Here is a 17,480-nt window from a genome sequence, read left to right as displayed (position 1 = left end):
AAAAGGGCCGGCAAACGCCGGCCCCGGGGCAGTACTGCAGTCTCCGAAAAACCTAGTGGGGGACGGAATCGAGGCCCGTCTCCTTCACAACCGTCTGGGCGGCCGGCGCAGCCATGTAGTCGAGCAATGCCTTTGCCAGCGCGGGGTGTGCAGCGTTGACAGGAATCCCGCCGGCGAAACGCGTGATCGACTGCACGTCCTCGGGGATGCGTCCGGCGAAACTCACACCAGACACCGGCAACAGCTCGCTCACCTGCTGGAAACCGATCTCGTACTCGCCATTGGCGACGACCGAGGCCACAGGGGTCTTCTCGATCTTCTTCGCCTTGGCGCTCAGTGCCTCTGGCTCACCGAGCCGCTTGAACAGCTCGCGCTGAACGTACACGCCGCTGGCACTATCGGAATAGGCAATCGACTTCGCCTGCATCAGCGCGTGACGCAGCGCGTCCACGGTACGGATATCGGGCACCACCTCGCCCTGCCGCACAACCATGCCGATGCGCGAATCGGCCAGTTCGACGCGCGACTTCGGATCGACCACGCCCTTCTTGATCAGATCGTCGAGCGCGTAGCCGACCATGATCACCACGTCGGCCTGCTCGCCGCGCGCCAGCCGGTTCGGAATGGCTTCCGGTGATTGCCCCATCGACGGCCCAAGCGTCGTCTCCAGCGTGTTGCCGCTCTCCCCGGCGAACTTCGGACCCAGGATCTTGTAGGCAGCCGTGAATCCGCCCGATGTCATCACGCGGATGTCCTCGGCCTGAGCGGTCGAGGCGAACAGCGTCACAACCGCAGCACACGCGCCGACCCATGTCCTGATCATGTTTTATGTCTCCATTGTCGTCGCGGTTGGGGAAAGCCGCGCTGGCGTGGACTATAGGTACCGCCAGGCGGCGGAGCCAGCCACAAATGGTGAAGCCGTCTTCACTATTCCTGAAGAGCAATGTTGATCCATCGGAAAAACGGCAGGTCCCTCAGGCCCGGAGAGAAATCGTCAGTGCCTGTCAGCGTCGCCCGCCACCCGCCGCGCGCGCCGCAGGCTCGGCCAGCGTCTGCTCGACCACGCGCAACACTTCCTTCGCGGTGTTCTCGGAATGCCGTCGCAGCACGTCGGCCAGACGCGGACGCCCCGGCTCGCGCAGCGCCGCGATGATCTCCTCGTGCTCGGTATGCGATTCCTGCCAGCGCAGCATATCCGCGTTGGCCGCGCCACGGGCGCGGTGGACCTTGCTCATCAGCATCGCATAGATGCCGGCCAGCACGGCGTTGCCGGCACCGTCGATGATGAGCTGGTGGATTTCCTGGTTAATGCGGAAGTAGTCGGTGCGGCGTCCGGCGTCGTGCGCGTCGATCATGGCCTGATGGCGACGTTCGATCTTGGTCACGGCCGCATCGCTGAGCCGCTGCGCCGCTAGGACCCCGGCATGTGCCTCCAGCCCATGCAACGTCTCGAATGTGGCGCGCAGTTCGTCGAGATCGAGCGGCGCAACGCGATAGCCGATGTACTGGCGATGCAGGACCAGCCCCTCGGCCACCAGCACCTTCAGTGCTTCACGCAACGGCGTCTTCGACACATCGAAGGCCTCGCAGAAGGCCTTCTCGTCGATCCGCACGCCCGGCGGCAGCTCGCCTTCCTGAATCATCGTGCGCAACCGCGCCGCGATCTCGGCGGACATGCCCAGCGTGCGGAGCCGGGCGGTTTTGGGAAGCGCTTGTGTCACAGACATCACCAGGTTGGGGAATTTGCACCATCAGGAGGCTACCACACACCTAATCTGTGCATTCGTCGTCTATATAAATCAATGACTTACAGCTGTTGTAATTACAGATTACGTATCCTATACTGCGTCCAGTTGCGCGACACACTAAACCAAACGCCTCATCGAAGGCATCAAGGACAAGGAGACACCCGTCATGCAATCCACAAGCCCCGCCGCAGCCTCGCTCGCGGTTCCCCGCAGCAGCGTGCGATGGAAGATCTTCCTGATGATGCTGCTGCTCGTGGCGATCAACTACATCGACCGCGCATCGCTGTCGGTGGCCATGCCGCTGATCGCGAAGGAATTCGACCTGAGTCCCGCCATGCAGGGGCTGATCCTGAGTTCGTTCTTCTGGACCTATGCCGTCATGCAGGTGCCGGGCGGCATGCTGGCCGACAAGTACAAGCCGCGCATCGTGATCGCTACGGCTACCGTGTTCTGGGGCGCGTTCCAGGCGCTGGCAGCGGTCTGCACCAATGCCACCTCGCTGCTGCTGACGCGGCTGGGGCTCGGCGCTGCGGAAGCCCCGATCTACCCGGCCGGCGGCAAACTCAATGCCATCTGGATGACGAAGAACGAACGCGGCCGTGGCGCCACGCTGCTCGACGGCGGCGCGCCGCTGGGCGCGGCGCTCGGCTCGCTCATCATTGCCGGGCTGATCAGCGAACTGGGCTCGTGGCGCCTGTCGTTCGTGGTGGCCGGCGTTGGCACGGTTCTGGCCGGCTTCGTGGCATGGTGGTACATCCGCAACTCGCCACGCGAACACCTCGGCGTAAATGAACAAGAAGCCCGTCATATCGAGGACGCGCTTGCCCTGGAGCACAGCGAGGAGCCGACCAACCTGAGCGGCCGCTCGCTGGACTTCTTCAAGTACCGCTCGGTCTGGTGCATGGCCATCAGCTGGATGTGCTTCAACGCCGTGTTCTACGGCCTGCTGACCTGGATGCCCACCTACCTGAGCAAGGCCCGCGGCTTCGACCTGAAGCAGATGGGCGGCGCGAGCTTCATCATCTTCTTCGCCGGATTCGTCGGCGAGCTGCTCGGCGGCTGGATCGCCGACAAGTGGAAAGAAGCCGGCGGACGCCCGAACGTGGTGATGCGCACACTGTTCGGCATCGCCGCGGTGGTGGCCACGGTGTCGATCTTCTCGGTCGCCTACGTCACCGACCCCGTAGCGGTCGTGGTGCTGCTGTCCTCCACCCTGTTCTTCCTGCGCTGGTGCGGCCTGTTCTGGTCCGTCCCGTCGATGCTGGGCACCCGCAACAAGGTGGGCTTCCTCGGCGGCGTGATGAACCTGGGCGGCAACATCGCCGGCATCAGCGTGCCGATCATCGTCGGCCTGATCGTCCAGGCCACCGGCTCGTACTTCCTGGCACTGATGTTCTTTGCCGCCTGCGGCATCGGCCTGCTGCTGGCGTCGACCAACATCGACTACGAAAAGAAAATTCCGGTCTGACGGTACCGCCGCAGCGCTGGAACCCCGAATTCCACACGAATACAGAGGCGTCGCCCCTGCGGACGGCGCCCGTTTGAACTCCTGAGTAATACCCATCATGACCAGACAGATTCGCCTCGGCATGCTCACGCCGTCCTCCAACACCGCGCTCGAACCCATCACCAGCGCGATGGTCAGCGGCCTGCCCAATGTCAGCGCGCATTTTTCGCGCTTCACCGTGACCGAGATTTCGCTGCGCGATCAGGCGCTCGGCCAGTTCGATCTGGAGAAGATCCTAGCTGCCGCTCGCCTGCTGGCCGATGCCCGCGTGGACGTCATCGCGTGGAACGGCACGTCGTCGGGCTGGCTCGGCTTCGACAAGGATGAAGCGCTGTGCCGCCAGATCACCGAGGCCACGGGCATCCCCGCCACCACCTCGGTGCTGGCCCTGAACGAAATCCTGGAAAAGACCGGCGCACGCCGCTTCGGCCTGGCCACGCCGTACCTGCACGATGTGCAGGAGCGCATCGTCGCCAACTACCAGCGCAGCGGTTTCGACTGTTCGACGGAGCGCCACCTGGGGTTGCATGTGAACTACAGCTTCGCCGAAGTGGACGAGGACACCGTCCGCAAGATGGTGCGCGAGCTGGCCGCCGAAAAGCCACAGGCCATCACCACGTTCTGCACCAACCTGCGTGCCGCGCATCTGGTGGAAACGCTCGAGGCCGAGACCGGCATCCCGGTCTACGACACGATCGCCACCGTGGTGTGGAAGTCGCTGCGTCTGGCCGGTGTTGATACCCGCGCGCTGCAGGGCTGGGGCCGCCTGTTCCGCGAAGTCGAATGACCGGTAACCCCTCGGAGTGACGACCATGCCCGCAGACAACAATCTCGATCTGGTGATCCGCAATGCCGACGTGGTCACCGCTTCCGACCGCTTCCGTTGCGACATTGGCGTGCGCGGCGGCCGCATCGTGGCACTTGGTCACGACCTGCCGCAGGCTGCCAGCGAAATCGACGCCACCGGCCTGCTGGCCTTGCCCGGCGGCGTGGACGGCCACTGCCATCTGGACCAGCCGATGCCCGACGGCATGCGCATGGCCGATGACTTCTTCACCGGCACGCGCGCGGCCGCGTGCGGCGGCACGACCACCGTGATCCCGTTCGCCGCGCAGGAGAAAGGCGCGTCGCTCAAGGCGGCCGTGGACGACTATCACCGCCGCGCCGATGGCCGCGCCGTGATCGACTACGCGTTCCACCTGATCGTGGCGGACCCCACCCCCGCCGTGCTGGAGGACGAACTGCCGTCACTGATCCGCCAGGGCTATAGCTCCTTCAAGGTCTACATGACCTATGACGACCTCAAGCTGTCGGACCGCGAGATGCTGTCCGTGCTCGACGTGGCGCGGCAGAACAATGCGCTGGTCATGGTGCACGCCGAGAATGCCGACTGCATCTCGTGGCTGACCGACAAGCTCGTGGGGCAAGGCCGCATCGCGCCGCGCTTCCACGCGCTGGCGCGCCCCGATGCCGTCGAACGCGAGGCCACGCATCGCGCCATCACGTTCGCGGAACTGGTGGACGTGCCGATCCTGATCGTGCACGTCTCCGGCAAGGAAGCCATCGAGCAGATCCGCTGGGCGCAGGGTCGTGGCATGAAGATACTGGCGGAAACCTGCCCGCAGTACCTGTACCTGACCGCCGAGGACATGGGCATGGGCGGCGACGACGGCTACGAAGGCGCGAAGTGCGTTTGCAGCCCGCCGCCACGCGACCCGGAGAACCAGGCCGCCGTCTGGCGTGCGCTGACCAATGGTGTGTTCAGCGTGTTCTCGTCGGACCATGCGCCGTTCAACTACGACGATCCGGAAGGCAAAAAGCTGGGCGGCACGGCACAGCCGTTCGACCACATCCCCAATGGCGTGCCGGGCATCGAAACCCGCCTGCCGTTGCTGTTCGACGGCGTGGCGCGCGGCAAGCTCTCGCTGCACCAATTCGTGGAACTCACGTCGTACCGCCCCGCCAAGATCTACGGGCTCTACCCGCGCAAGGGCACGATTGCTGTCGGCGCCGATGCGGACATCGTGCTCTGGGACCCCACGCGCAAGGTGCGCATCGCCAACGCCAACCTGCACCACGCGGTGGACTACACGCCGTATGAAGGCATCGAGGTCACCGGCTGGCCGATGACTACCTTCTCGCGCGGCGAACTGATCGTGCGCAATGGCGAGTACCTGGAGCCTGCGGCCGGCCGCGGCAAGTTCCTCGAAGCTGGACAACCCGAGATCTGATTCGCCATGAACCTGCTCATCGTCAATCCGAATATCAGTGAGTCGGTCACCGACCTGATTCACGCCGAGGCCCAGCGCACTGCGTCGCCGGACACCCGCATCACGATGGCAACCGCCCCGTTCGGCGTGGCTTATATCGAAACGCGCTTCGAAGCACTGGTGGGTGGCTATGCCACCGCCTGCGCCGCCGCCGAGCACGCGGGCCAGTTCGACGGCTTGATCGTGGCCGCGTTTGGCGACCCCGGCCTGGCCGGTCTGAAGGAGTTGTTCGACGTACCCGTGGTAGGTATGACGGAAGCCGCGCTGGCCAGCGCCTGCCTGTTGGGGCAGCGTTTCTCCATCATCGCGATTTCACACCGCATTCAGGCGTGGTATCGCGAATGCGTGGCGGCCAATGGCCTGGGCGACCGGCTGGCCAGCATCCGCTCATTGCAGGAACCGCTGCGCGATATTGGCAGCGTGCAGGAAGACCACTCGGCACGTCTGGAAGAACTCGCGCTGCAAGCTGTGCGCGAGGACGGCGCTGACGTGATCATCGTGGCCGGCGCGCCGCTGGCCGGACTGGCCCGCTCGCTCAAGGGCCGTATTCCGGTACCGGTGGTGGACGGCGTTAGCAGCGCCGTGCGGCATTGCGAATCGCTTGTAGCGCTGCAGGCCGGCAGCGCGCGCGAGGGCAGCTTCGCCCGCCCGCCGCGCAAGCCCAACGCGGGGCTTCCGCCTGCTTTGTCGCGCCTGCTCGATTAGGCCGCCGCTCGCGGGAAGGGGGAAGCGGCCCCGCCGCTCACCCCCGCGATCCGCGGGTCCGGGCTAGTCGGAATCGGTGAACTTGCGCAGCAGCCGCAGGAACTCGCCGAACTCCTCCGTGGAGAAATCGCGCAGCCGATGGTTGAGCACTTCGGGCGCGATCTCGGGAATGCGGGCCGCCACTTCCCTGCCCTTGTCTGTCAGGAGCAGATGAATCACCCGCCGGTCCTCGATGCTACGCTGGCGCTGCAGCAGTCCCCGGCTCTCAAGCTTGTCGAGCATCCGCGTCATCAGGCCAGTATCGATCCCAAGCACCTTGCTGATCTCGAACGGCGTGGTGGCCACGCCGCGCGTCAGCGACAGCAGGATACCCATCTGCTGGCCCGTGATGTCGAGTGGCCGCAGTGCGGCATCCATCTCCATCAACAGGATGTTGCGTGCCCGGTTGAGATGGAATCCGATGCTTTGCGTGAGGTGGAAGTTTTCGGAGGAGTAGTGTTTCACGGCTTCGCGGCACCTTGACCCGTTCGTGAAACGCCAATGTATCTGATGCGCCAGGTCGAGAAAAGCCCTTTGGCGGGTACCGGCCTCATCCATTGCGTGAAAGTGGAGATCGGGCAGAGCTGGCGGGATTGCCCTGGCAGCCCTGTCTTCCCCTGTCTCTCAAGAGTCACCGCACTATCCGGCGAACCTGCGCCCGGCAGGCCCACCGACGCTCAGGCCGTCTTCGACAGCTTCTCCACCACGCCCGCCACCTGCTTCGCCACGGCGTCGCCCACGCGCCTGGCTTCCGCCGAGATGCTGTCGCGCTTCATCTCCGTTGCCCCATGCACACCCGCACCAGCCGCGGCGGCGGTCGTCAGCGCACCAGCGGCGGCTCCGATGCCTGCGGTCTCCGCAATTCCGGGCATATGGCCACTGTTGGCGCTGGTCTGGAACAACTCGACCGGCACCGGCGTGCCATGCGCGGGTTGATAGGACACCTGCACCGACGCCGACACATCGCTCTTGCCCGCGCCAAGGCCGATCAGCATCCGGCGGCGCGACTTGCCTTCGTCGATCTTGTCAAAGCGGCCCTCGACGATCAGCGCGTTGGCATCCGTCGGCACCGGGCCGTCGATACGCTCGGCATGCAAGCCCTTGGCCCGCAGATCGCTCACGATTTCGTCGGCTACCGCATTGCGTGCATCAAGCGCGGTCTGGTCCTGCGAGAGCGCGCCGGCATTGCCAGTCGCCATGGCCTTGACACGGTGCATCACGTTGTCATCGACACGTACCTGGTTCGCGTTCACGTCGAAGCCGCGCACGTAGATCACATCGGCCGACGCGTGGGCCAGCGTGGCCGGCAAGGATGCGTCGGAGATCATCGTGGTCGCGGAAGCGCAACCGGCCATCAGCATCGAGGTAGCCGCGAAAGCGGTGAGGGTCAGGCGGCTGGCGTTGCGCTGGATGGATTGAAATACGGTCTGCATGTCGAAGTCCTGCTAGTGGGTCTGCTAATGGGTCTATTTGGGGGCGGCGTGGTTTCGGCGCCGGCAGACCCAGTATCGGATGCGGCCATGCAACAGGCCAGGCAAGAACTATTTCATTCAATGTCATGCGGGCAGCGACACCACCACTTCCAGTCCGCCGCCATCGCGCGGACGGAACGCGAGTGATCCGCCGTGCAGTCGCGCGATCCGCTCGACGATGGCCAGCCCGAGCCCCGTGCCGCCCGAGTGCCCGCGCGCATTGTCGCCGCGGCTGAACGGCGCGCGCAGTTGTTCGATCTCGGCCACGCTGATACCGATGCCACGATCGCAAACGGCAACATGTGCGGCGCCGCCTTCCTTCCACGTGCGCACCATCAGTCCCGTACGGCCATAATTGATGGCGTTCTGCATCAGGTTCATCAACAGGCGCAACATGCTCGTCGGGCGATATGACACCAGCGGCAGATCGCCGAGATCGAGTTCGAATTCATGGCCGAGCCCGGCGAAGTCGGACGCAAGCTGGCGCACCAGCGCATTGAGGTCACCCGGCTGCGGCGCCTCGCGTTCGCCACTGCCCGCATAGTCCATGAACTGCTGGAGGATCGTGTCGATGCGATCGAGGTAGCCTTCGACCGATCCCACGAATGCATCGTCCGTCCCGCGCGGCAACGCCATCGCCATCGCCAGGCGCAACTTGGTCAGCGGCGTGCGGATATCGTGCGAAATACCGGCTAGCATCAGCGCGCGCGTCTTCTCGGTCTGCTGCAGGGCTTCGGTCATGCGATTGAACGCACTGCTGACCTGCGATATCTCGGTCGGCCCATCGGTGGGCAGCGGCGCGGGCGTCTCTCCGGCGCTGACATGCAACGCCGCGCGCGCCAGGTTCTGCAATGGCCGGTTGATATGGCGCTGGATCAGGTATCCGGTCAGCGCCGCCAGCAACCCGAGCGCCGCGGAAAGCGCAATGGCGGCCGTGATGCCGCTGGCCTGCGCATCGGCGGTCATCGGCAAGGCCACCCACGTTGGCACCCCGGCTGCGCGAATGCGGATCCAGAGTCGCTCGTTGTCGCCCGCATCCTGCCATTGCACCGGCATATCGGGTGGCAGGGCCTTGTGCAGCTCGTCCATGAACACGTCGCGCTGCCAGGTACGGAATGGATGCAGCGCCCGCGCTTCCATCACATCGTCCACTGCCGGCGCGTCCGTCTGACCACCCAGGCGCGCCACGGCCACTCTGGCTTCTTCGGCCGGCATGGCCGCCATCACGCCATCGAGCATCGACACATAGTGCGCGAACACCGTCGCGGCGCGCTCCACGCGCGGGCGCTGCGCGAAGTGCAGCAGCACCGCCAGCGAACACACCTGCGTGAACGCCACCAGCGCCACCAGCAGCGCGATGTTGCGAGCCAGCAGCGAGCGCGGCAGTCCGATCCGCATCACGCCTCCACGCCGGCTACCAGCATGTATCCCACGCCCCAAACCGTCTTGATGAAGCGCGGTTTGGACGGATCTTCCTCGACGATCTGGCGCAGCCTCAGAATCTGCACGTCGATGCTGCGATCGAGCGCGTCATGATCGCGGCCGCGCGCGCGGGCCAGCAGGTTCTCGCGGCTGACCGGCCGGTTTGGCGACGCGCCCAGCGCCTGGAGCAGCAGCATCTGGGCAGAGTGCACTTCCACCGGCACGCCCGCGCGGCTCAGCGTCTGCTTGCCGACATCGAAGCGGAACTCGCCAAAGCTCAGCGTCTGGGAAGCCACGGTGGGATCGCCGGCGGCGATCTTCTGGCGGCGCAGCAACGCACGGATGCGGGCCACCAGTTCGTCGGGCAGGAACGGCTTGGCCAGATAGTCGTCCGCGCCGGTATCGAGCCCGATCACGCGATCGGCTGGATCGCCCTTGGCGGTCAGCATCAGGATGGGCATCGTCTGGCCTTCGGCGCGGAGCCTGCGGCAGACGGAGAGGCCATCCTCGGGCTCCATCATCAGGTCGAGCACGAGCAGGTCGTACGGCTCGCGCTGCAGGTAACGATTGAGCTGCTTGCCGTCCGCCACCGCGCGCACATGAAAGCCATGCCCGGTCAGGAAGCGCTGCAGCATATTGCGCAACTCCGCCTCGTCATCGAGCACGATTATCCGGTTCACCTGCTCCATGCCGCGTCTCCCATGTGTTCAGCGAGCCGACATCCGTTGGGCCATGAAAATCTCGATCTGCCGCAGCGTCACATAGCCGGCGCGCTGCTTGTCGATCTCGTCGAAATGCTTCGCCACCATCGGCATGCCAGCAGCCGCCTGCGCGCGGGTCAGCTTGCCGTCATGGGTGGTGTTCGCGTTCGCAAAGCGGGCCTGCAATTGCTGCGCCGCCGCTTCGGCGTGCTCGATACGGTCGCCGCCCGCGGCACCGCCCGTCGCCCCCATCGCGTCCATCGCGCCCATCGCCATCAACCGGCTCTGCGCATGCGCGCCTGCCGAAACAATACACAAGATAAGTACTGCCATCATCTTCTTCACGATCTACTCCTGGATGCAAAAGTTGGGAAATCAATCTGGACCGGTGCGCACCGGTGTGCGTCAGGCCCAGTGCGCGGGCACGTAGACGCGGCCGACCCAATGGGCCGGTACCCAGACAGCCACACGCGGCGGCGCCACATAGACCGGCAGCGGTGCCTTGGCCGTGACCACGACGGCCGGAGGCGGCGGCGCGACATAAACGGGCGCTGCGGGCGGCGGGGGAGGCGGTGCCACCGGCACCGTTGCCACGACTGCCACCGGAGGCGGCGGCACATACGCCACTGGCACAGCACCAACCACGACCGTGCCCCCGGTCGACACCGCGCTGCCATGCACGACCGTCGCGCCACCGCCGGTGGTCACCACGCCGGACGACACGCGCGTAGCGCTGCCGGCGTGGGTGACGGTGCCGCCATAGCTGCCACTTACCGTTCCGGAGCGATCGCAGGTGCCGCCTGCGCAGGCCGTCGATGCCGCGTGGTTGTAGGTGTTGCCGTTGCCGGCCGTCACGGTGCCGGACGAGGTGTATTGGCCCGGCGCCTCGCGAGTAACGCTGCCGCTGGTGGTGGCGCTACGGCCATTGGCGCCAGTCATGTCGCCGCTGTGCGAGCAGGTACCGCTCGCGCAACTGGTGCTGCCATCGTGCTGTACCGAACGGCCGTTCGGTCCCACCGCCGTGCCGGCGTTCGAGAACTGGCCGGGCGCGGTGCGGGTAACCGTGCCGGTGTTGGTGGCCAGGCCACCGTAGGGGCCAACCACGCCACCGGCGTGCGAGCAGTTTCCACCGCCACACGATCCGAAGTGGGCGCCGTTGTAGGTGCCGCGTGGCGTATAGGCCGTGCCGTGGCCAGTCCAGGCGGATGCGGACGTGCTGGCCAGCAGGAGCAGTACGCCGGTGGCGGCGATCCGGGTGCGTGAAATCATCTTGAAGTCCTTTCGATTCGGTGCGCTGCAACACGACCTGGCGTGTCGACGGGCCGAACTATAGGACGACGATCCACGGGCGTCGCCCCGGAAATCATGTCGGGAAATGTCAAGGCCAGCCGCGTGACATTGGGCGAAATAATTCCCTAATGGATTCCCGGATCGCCCGCCGCTAGAGTTGCCTCACCGACGCGGCACAACCGCGCCCCGCACTGAAACCACCGAATTCACCGATTTCACCGATTTCACCGATTTCACCGATTTCACCGATTTCACCGAGGTTCACCATGGTCATCACTGGCAAGTTTGCGATGTACGTCACCGCGTTCGTCGTCACCGTCTCGCTGATCGAGGCATTCGTCCTGTGGCGCAAGCGTCGCGACGGCGTCAACCCGTTCTCCTGGAACGAGGTCTGGCTGTCTTTGGCCGACCTGGCCGGACGCAAGCTGTCGGTACTGCTGCCGCTCTCGCTGGCCGCGCCGATTTTCTCGTTTGCCTGGGATCACCGCCTGTTCACAGTCACGCTGAACAGCGCGCTGGCTGTCTTCCTGCTCTTCGTCGGCCAGGAGTTCTGCTACTACTGGTACCACCGTGCCGCGCACCGCATCCGCTTCTTCTGGGCCACGCACGCCGTGCATCACTCCCCCAACCAGCTCACGCTGACGTCCGCATACCGGCTGGGCTGGACCGGCAAGCTCACCGGCAGCGCCGTGTTCTTCGCGCCGCTGGTCCTGCTCGGCGTGCGTCCCGAAGTGGTGCTGGCCACGCTTTCGCTCAACCTGCTCTACCAGTTCTGGCTGCATAACGACTGGATGCCCAAGCTCGGCTGGCTCGAATACGTGTTCAACACGCCGTCGGCTCACCGCGTCCATCACGCGTCGAACATCGACTACCTCGATGCCAACTTCGGTGGCGTGCTGATCATCTTCGACCGCATGTTCGGTACCTATGTGGAAGAGCGCGCCGACGAACCGTGCCGCTATGGACTGGTCCATCCGTCCACCACGCACAACCCGATCGTCAACCAGTTCGAGCACTGGGTCAGCCTGGGCCGGGACATGGCCTCCGCCTCGAAGCTCTGGCACGCCGCCGCGTACCTGATCATGCCGCCGGGTTGGGCGCCCGATGGCAAGGGCACTACCACCGAGATCCTGCGCCGCCAGCAAGAGGAACTGCGGCAGGCCGGATGGCAGCGGCCGGGCGTTGCCTAGGTGCTGAAAACGCCCGTCCAGAGCGCCAAACCCCTCGGAGGGCTCACGGCCCGGTGGGCAGTGGTCGTATGATTAGTGTTTTCGCCATACCGTGCCTCTACGACCATGCCGATCGGGTTCCTGCGCAGTCTGACCGCCCGTCACCGTAACCCGGTCTCCAATCGCCGCCTGGCGCGCGTGTTGTGTTTCGTGGCAGGCGCGGCCAACGCGGGCGGTTTTCTTGCGGTGCAGCAATACACGTCCCACATGTCCGGCATCGTCTCCGCCATTGCGGACGACCTGGTGCTGCAGCGATACGGGCTGGTGGTGCACGGCATCGGCGCACTGGCGTCGTTCCTGGCCGGGGCGGGCACCACGGCGATCCTGGTCAACTGGGCGAGAAGAACCCGCCTGCGCAGCGAGTACGCGATCCCGTTACTGGTCGAAGCCACTCTGCTGCTCTGCTTCGGGCTGCTGGGCAGCCATCTCAATGACATGGACTGGCTGTTCGTGCCGGCCACCGTGATGCTGCTCTGCTTCATGATGGGCCTGCAGAACGCCCTGATCACCAAACTCTCCAACGCCGAGATCCGTACCACGCACGTGACCGGCATGGTGACCGACATTGGCATCGAGCTGGGCAAGCTGTTCTACTGGAATGCTGCGGTGCGCCCCAATAGCCGGCCGGTCATGGCCGACCGCCACAAGCTACGTCTGCTCACGGTGCTGGTCGGCATGTTCCTGGTGGGTGGCATCGTCGGCGCGCAGGCGTTCAGCACGCTCGGCTACGCCGCCACGCTGCCGCTGGCCGCGCTGCTGCTCATCGTGGCCATCATCCCGGTTGCCGACGATCTGCTGACACGATTGCTGCTGCGCGTCCACCGCGCCGATTCCGCGCGCCGCGCGCGACGCTGGGGCGCGCGGGGCAGGTAACGCCATGGGCCGGCAGTGCCCCATTCAGGCGGCATCGACGTAGTCTTCCGTATCCACCTCGTCGATCTGCGCGGGGTCCAGATAGCGCTGCGCGTATTCGCGATAGACGCCGGATGTCAGGAACAGGTCGAACAGTTCGCCGTCGATGTGCTGCTGCGCTTTGAGCCGGGCCATGATGCCGATCGACTCCGAGAGCGTCTTGGCCTTCTTGTAGGGCCGATCCGCGGCGGTCAGCGCCTCGAAGATGTCGGCAATCGCCATCATCCTGGCCAGCGGGCTCATCTGGTTGCGCGTCAGCCCGCGTGGGTAGCCGGTGCCGTCCATCTTTTCGTGATGTCCGCCAGCGATCTCCGGCACATTGCGTAGATGCTTCGGGAACGGCAGGCGTGACAGCATGATCTGCGTCTGCACGATGTGGTCTTCCACCTTGTAGCGTTCTTCCTCGCTCAGCGTGCCGCGCCCGATCGTCAGATTGTGCAATTCGCCGTGGTCATAGAGATAGCGTGGCACCTTGCGCTTGAAGCCCCACGGATTGTCCGGCGGCATGACATCGCGCGCCCCGCGCTCGATGCGATGATCGTCGCGATCGGCCAGCAGTCGCTCCTGCGTTGGCAATGCGCGGGCGGGCGAACGGGACTTGCGCGCGAACTCCTCGTGCGAGACGCCGAGCCGATCGTCCAGCGTCCGCGTCCAGGTGCGGGCGGCGATCTGCCGCAGTCGGTCCTTGTCTTCCTGCGACATGGACTCGCCGCCCCGATTGCATGCGGCGACGAAAGCAAAGTCGTCGTCGAGCCGCGCGATCTCCGCATCGCGCCGCGCCTGCGCGATCGGCAACGGCTCGCCCGCGGCAATGGATTGCAGGCACTGAATCTCGGCATCGCGTTTGAGTACCTCGAAGCGCATGCGCACTTCGTGAATCCGGTCATACAGCGTTTCCAGCTTGGTCGCCTTGTCGATCACGAACTCGGGCGTCGTCACCTTGCCGCAGTCGTGCAGCCACGCAGCCACGTGCAGTTCCTCCCACTGCTGCTCGCTGAGCTGGAAGGACTGGTAGGGGCCCTGGGTGACCTCGCACGCCGCCCGGGCCAGCATCTTGGTCAGTTCCGGCACGCGCGCGCAGTGACCACCCGTATGCGGGCTCTTGGCGTCGATCGCATCGGCCAGCAGCCGGATGAATGCATCGAACAGGTCGCGCTGGGCGGCGCTCAGTTCACGGACTTCCAGCGCGCCAGCGGACAGGCCGGCGATCGTATCGACGAAGGCAAGTTGCGCCGTCTGAAGCGGGGTGTCGCGCATCACCAGCACGACGCCCGGGCATTCGTGTCGATGATTGATCAGCGGAATCGCGGCCACGAAACAAGGCATGACCGAAGCCAGCGGGCCAAGCTTTGCCTGAGCCGCCTCGGCAGCCACCACGTAGCCCGTTTGAGACACACCATCACGCACCGCCGCCCCGATCAACGACAGCGCCTCCGGCAATGGCGTGGCCCCGATCTCCTGAACGATGTCACGCCCCTGCGCATCGAGCGCGGCGGCGGGACGGACAGTGTCGCCATCGATCAGATACAGCACGCCCGCCTGCCCCGCCGCGGCGTTCTGCATCTTGTGCAACAGCAGGGGCAGCAGCTTCTCGAGCTGTGATTCGGCGGTGACGGCCCGCATGATGATGAGCAACTGCTGGATGGTGTTGCGCATCTTGTCCATCGTTTCGCCCAGCCGATGGACCTCGCGCACCGGCGACCAGAAACGGAACGGCTGGTCGAAATCGAAGCGGCGGATGGCCTCGGCCTCATCGGTCAACTGACACAGCGGGCGGGCCACCGCGCGCGCGACCAGCCACATCAGCGGCAAGGACAGCAGGACGACCAGTGCGGTGGCAAATATCCCGACGCTCGCCTGCCGGGTCGCGTCCCTCAGCAGTTCATCCTGCGGCGTGGCCATCACCAGGTAAAGCGTGCCGACGCCGCCGCTCATACGGCCGATACTGGTGTACCAGCCCTTGCCGCCCAGCGTCGTCAGTTCGTTGCGGACGGCTGCCTCGCTGCCACTCACCACCTTTGCCGCAAGGCTGGACAGCACCGGCAGCCCGTAATCTTCCGGCTTGCCCAGCAGGCCCGTGCGCATGGCGTCTGGCGCCGACATCCATTCCGGGGGACTCCGGTCGATGGCGACCAGTTGCCCCTGCGCATTGACGACGGCAAGTACCGATCCGGGTGTGGTTCTGTCACGCGCGAGCGCCTGCCCCAGCGTGTCGAGCCGGAAGTCGCCACCGGCAACGGCACTCCCGGCGCGCGTTGGCACGGCAATCGTCTCCCCGGCCTGGTAGTCGGAAAAAAACATGTACGGTTCGGTCCGAACCAGCTTGCCCGCCGCGATGGCCTCCATATACCAGGGGCGTTTCCTTGGGTCGTATCGCTTCACGAAATCTGGCGTTGGACGCCTGGCAAGCTCGTTCAGGTCCGTGTCGAGGAAAATCAGTTGGCCAAATGCCGCCCCTGCGTCATGGTCGATGCTCTGGATCACGTAGGCCGAGCGTGCGGGCGCCTGGTATGGCCCGCGCTCGGCGTCATCGCGCACGCGGCGTACGTAGAAGAAACTGCCATCGGCATAGCCCAGGAACAGGGACTGCAGAACCGGCGATGTGCCAAGCGCATCGCGGACCAGCGCAACACGTGCCATGCGCTGCGCGAGCGTGGTGGCCTCGCCCAGTGAGCTGTGGCTGACGAGGGTGACCGCGGCCTGGGTCGGCAGCACCATGTCCTCGACTTTCTCCAGCATCTCGCGACTGATGCGCTCGTTGGCATCGGCCATCGCATGTTCCAGCGCCGACTTCGTCATCAGGTAGTTGACGCCGCAAGCCACCGCGCCAACCAGCAGCACCAGAACGGCGAACGGCGCCCAGATGTAAGCGTGGAGCGGAAAACCTCTTCGTGTTGCCGGTGGCATACAGCCCTCCGAGGGTGAGGTGCTACACGGGGTTTCGCTCAGCGCCCGTCGAATCGGTGCGCGAGCGCTTTCTTCTGGAACGATTCCGCAATGAAGTCGATGAATACGCGCGTTTTCGGCGGCAGTAGCTTGCGGTTCGGATAGTAGAGCACGATCGGCCCATTGTCGGCATACCACCCTGGCAGGAGGCGCACCAGCGCACCGCTCTCGAGCCAGGGCGCGGCATGTGGCATCGGCAGCAGCGCAATGCCGAGGCCGCTCATGGCGGCATGGGCCATTGCCTCCGGATCGTCGAGAATCACGCGCGTGCGCATCTCCGCCAGCGCCTGCTCGCCTATCTGATTACGCAGATTCCAATGCCGCAGACGTCCCGTAGAGGCCGACCTGCGCACGATGCCGTCGAAGCCCGCCAGGTCCGACGGGTGGCGGGGCATCACCCGGTCTTTCATGTACGTCGGCGACGCTGCCACCACCACGTAGGTCCGCGCCAGTTCCCGCGCCACCACCCCTTCGGTCAGTTCGATACCGCCACCGATGGCCGCATCGAAACCACCGGCAATCAGATCGACGGTGCGGTTCTCGAAATGCCAGTCCGGCACGATGCCCGGATAACGCGCCAGGAATTCGCCAAGTAACGGCACCAGGTACTCGCGGCCGAACGCCACACCCATGCTCACGCGCAGCACCCCGGCGGGCTTGCCGTCCTCCTGCGCGGCGCTGGCAAACGCGTCGCGCAACGTCGAGAACGGATCCGATACCTGCTGCAGGAACTGCTCGCCGCCCATCGTCAGCGTCAGCCGGCGCGTGCTGCGCTGAAACAGCCGAAGCCCGAGATGGTTCTCCAGCCGCGCCACGTTCTTGCTGATTGCGGCCGGCGTCAGTCCGAGGCGACGCGCGGCAGCCGAAAAGCTGCCGGTTTCGGCACTCTGGATAAATGACTCGAGCAGGTTCAGCGCTTCCATGCGCCGAAGCTTATACCAATGGTTGAAAAAGTTGATACGGAATCATGACTACCGGTTGCAGATCGCGAAAACCATACTGCCATCACCGTCCCAACCACACAGGAACACGATCATGAACTCCACCCCCACCTCCGCCTCCACCGCCCTCTCGAACAAGGTGGCTTTCGTCACCGGCGGATCGCGCGGCATCGGCGCCGCGGTAGTGCGCCGCCTGGCACGCGAAGGCGCCGCCGTGGCCTTCACCTACCAGAGCTCCGGCGCGGTGGCGCAAGCGTTGGCCGAATCGATCCAGGCCGCAGGCGGCCGTGCCCGTGCC

General features: G+C 65.3%; 17 protein-coding genes and 1 pseudogene. 7 read left to right on the top strand and 11 right to left on the bottom strand.

The features are described 5' to 3' along the window. Positions 1-52: 52 nt before the first annotated feature. Both D769_RS16250 and D769_RS16245 read right to left on the bottom strand, forming a co-directional pair. Positions 53-823 carry a substrate-binding domain-containing protein gene (locus tag D769_RS16250; protein WP_008646997.1) on the bottom strand — a complete coding sequence of 257 codons (771 nt, stop codon included), beginning with the start codon at positions 821-823 and terminating at the stop codon, positions 53-55. Between the two features lie 181 nt (positions 824-1,004). Continuing rightward, positions 1,005-1,727: a GntR family transcriptional regulator gene (locus tag D769_RS16245; protein ID WP_008646995.1), complete on the bottom strand. Its 723-nt coding sequence runs from the start codon at positions 1,725-1,727 to the stop codon at positions 1,005-1,007. A 187-nt stretch (positions 1,728-1,914) separates the two neighbouring features. Between D769_RS16245 and D769_RS16240 the strand changes: the two genes are divergently transcribed. From D769_RS16240 to D769_RS16225, 4 genes are all read left to right on the top strand, one after another. Next, a complete protein-coding gene (locus D769_RS16240; RefSeq protein WP_017511596.1) occupies positions 1,915-3,216 on the top strand; it encodes an MFS transporter in 1,302 nt (433 codons plus the stop codon). A gap of 97 nt (positions 3,217-3,313) precedes the next feature. After that, entirely contained in the window at positions 3,314-4,042 is a 729-nt protein-coding gene (locus D769_RS16235) for an aspartate/glutamate racemase family protein (RefSeq protein ID WP_008646991.1), read from the top strand. Positions 4,043-4,067: 25 nt separating this feature from the next. Then, the gene (hydA, locus tag D769_RS16230) at positions 4,068-5,486 is read left to right on the top strand and encodes a dihydropyrimidinase (protein ID WP_008646989.1); all 1,419 of its coding nucleotides are present in this window, start codon (positions 4,068-4,070) and stop codon (positions 5,484-5,486) included. Between the two features lie 6 nt (positions 5,487-5,492). Next, positions 5,493-6,230: an aspartate/glutamate racemase family protein gene (locus tag D769_RS16225; RefSeq protein WP_008646980.1), complete on the top strand. Its 738-nt coding sequence runs from the start codon at positions 5,493-5,495 to the stop codon at positions 6,228-6,230. A 63-nt stretch (positions 6,231-6,293) separates the two neighbouring features. On the opposite strand, the gene D769_RS16220 is transcribed toward D769_RS16225, so the two are convergent. The 7 genes from D769_RS16220 to D769_RS32930 form a co-directional block, all read right to left on the bottom strand. Then, positions 6,294-6,734, bottom strand: coding sequence for a MarR family transcriptional regulator (locus tag D769_RS16220; protein ID WP_008646978.1), 441 nt, complete (start codon positions 6,732-6,734; stop codon positions 6,294-6,296). 212 nt (positions 6,735-6,946) lie between these two features. Continuing rightward, complete coding sequence (locus tag D769_RS16215; protein ID WP_008646977.1) at positions 6,947-7,702, bottom strand: DUF4410 domain-containing protein; 756 nt, start codon at positions 7,700-7,702, stop codon at positions 6,947-6,949. Between the two features lie 123 nt (positions 7,703-7,825). Next, positions 7,826-9,139: an ATP-binding protein gene (locus D769_RS16210; protein WP_008646976.1), complete on the bottom strand. Its 1,314-nt coding sequence runs from the start codon at positions 9,137-9,139 to the stop codon at positions 7,826-7,828. Continuing rightward, positions 9,139-9,852 carry a response regulator gene (locus D769_RS16205; protein ID WP_008646974.1) on the bottom strand — a complete coding sequence of 238 codons (714 nt, stop codon included), beginning with the start codon at positions 9,850-9,852 and terminating at the stop codon, positions 9,139-9,141. Before D769_RS16205 ends, D769_RS16210 begins: the two co-directional genes overlap by 1 nt. Positions 9,853-9,870: 18 nt before the next feature. Beyond that, entirely contained in the window at positions 9,871-10,200 is a 330-nt protein-coding gene (locus D769_RS16200; RefSeq protein ID WP_152415010.1) for a hypothetical protein, read from the bottom strand. Between the two features lie 69 nt (positions 10,201-10,269). Further along, entirely contained in the window at positions 10,270-11,133 is an 864-nt protein-coding gene (locus D769_RS16195) for a hypothetical protein (protein WP_008646970.1), read from the bottom strand. A 172-nt stretch (positions 11,134-11,305) separates the two neighbouring features. Beyond that, entirely contained in the window at positions 11,306-11,428 is a 123-nt protein-coding gene (locus D769_RS32930) for a hypothetical protein (protein WP_277423009.1), read from the bottom strand. On the opposite strand from D769_RS32930, the gene D769_RS16190 reads away from it, so the two are divergent. Then, positions 11,421-12,344, top strand: a complete 924-nt coding sequence (locus D769_RS16190; protein WP_008646968.1) for a sterol desaturase family protein — start codon at positions 11,421-11,423, stop codon at positions 12,342-12,344. The genes D769_RS32930 and D769_RS16190 overlap by 8 nt on opposite strands. 105 nt (positions 12,345-12,449) lie before the next feature. Next, positions 12,450-13,238: pseudogene (locus D769_RS16185) on the top strand (YoaK family protein); the annotation flags it as partial. A 42-nt stretch (positions 13,239-13,280) separates the two neighbouring features. On the opposite strand, the gene D769_RS16180 reads toward D769_RS16185, so the two are convergent. Together D769_RS16180 and D769_RS16175 are read right to left on the bottom strand one after the other, a co-directional pair. Beyond that, positions 13,281-16,202, bottom strand: a complete 2,922-nt coding sequence (locus D769_RS16180) for an HD domain-containing phosphohydrolase (protein WP_008646964.1) — start codon at positions 16,200-16,202, stop codon at positions 13,281-13,283. 38 nt (positions 16,203-16,240) lie between these two features. Then, entirely contained in the window at positions 16,241-17,164 is a 924-nt protein-coding gene (locus D769_RS16175; protein WP_008646963.1) for a LysR family transcriptional regulator, read from the bottom strand. Between the two features lie 112 nt (positions 17,165-17,276). On the opposite strand from D769_RS16175, the gene D769_RS16170 reads away from it, so the two are divergent. Then, on the top strand, positions 17,277-17,480 hold a 204-nt coding region (locus tag D769_RS16170; RefSeq protein ID WP_008646960.1), incomplete at its 3' end, for an SDR family NAD(P)-dependent oxidoreductase.

This window comes from Cupriavidus sp. HMR-1, assembly GCF_000319775.1.
GTDB classification, from domain to species: Bacteria; Pseudomonadota; Gammaproteobacteria; order Burkholderiales; family Burkholderiaceae; genus Cupriavidus; species Cupriavidus metallidurans.
Note: the sequence above shows the minus strand (reverse complement) of the source record. Positions and strands in the feature narration are given on the sequence as shown.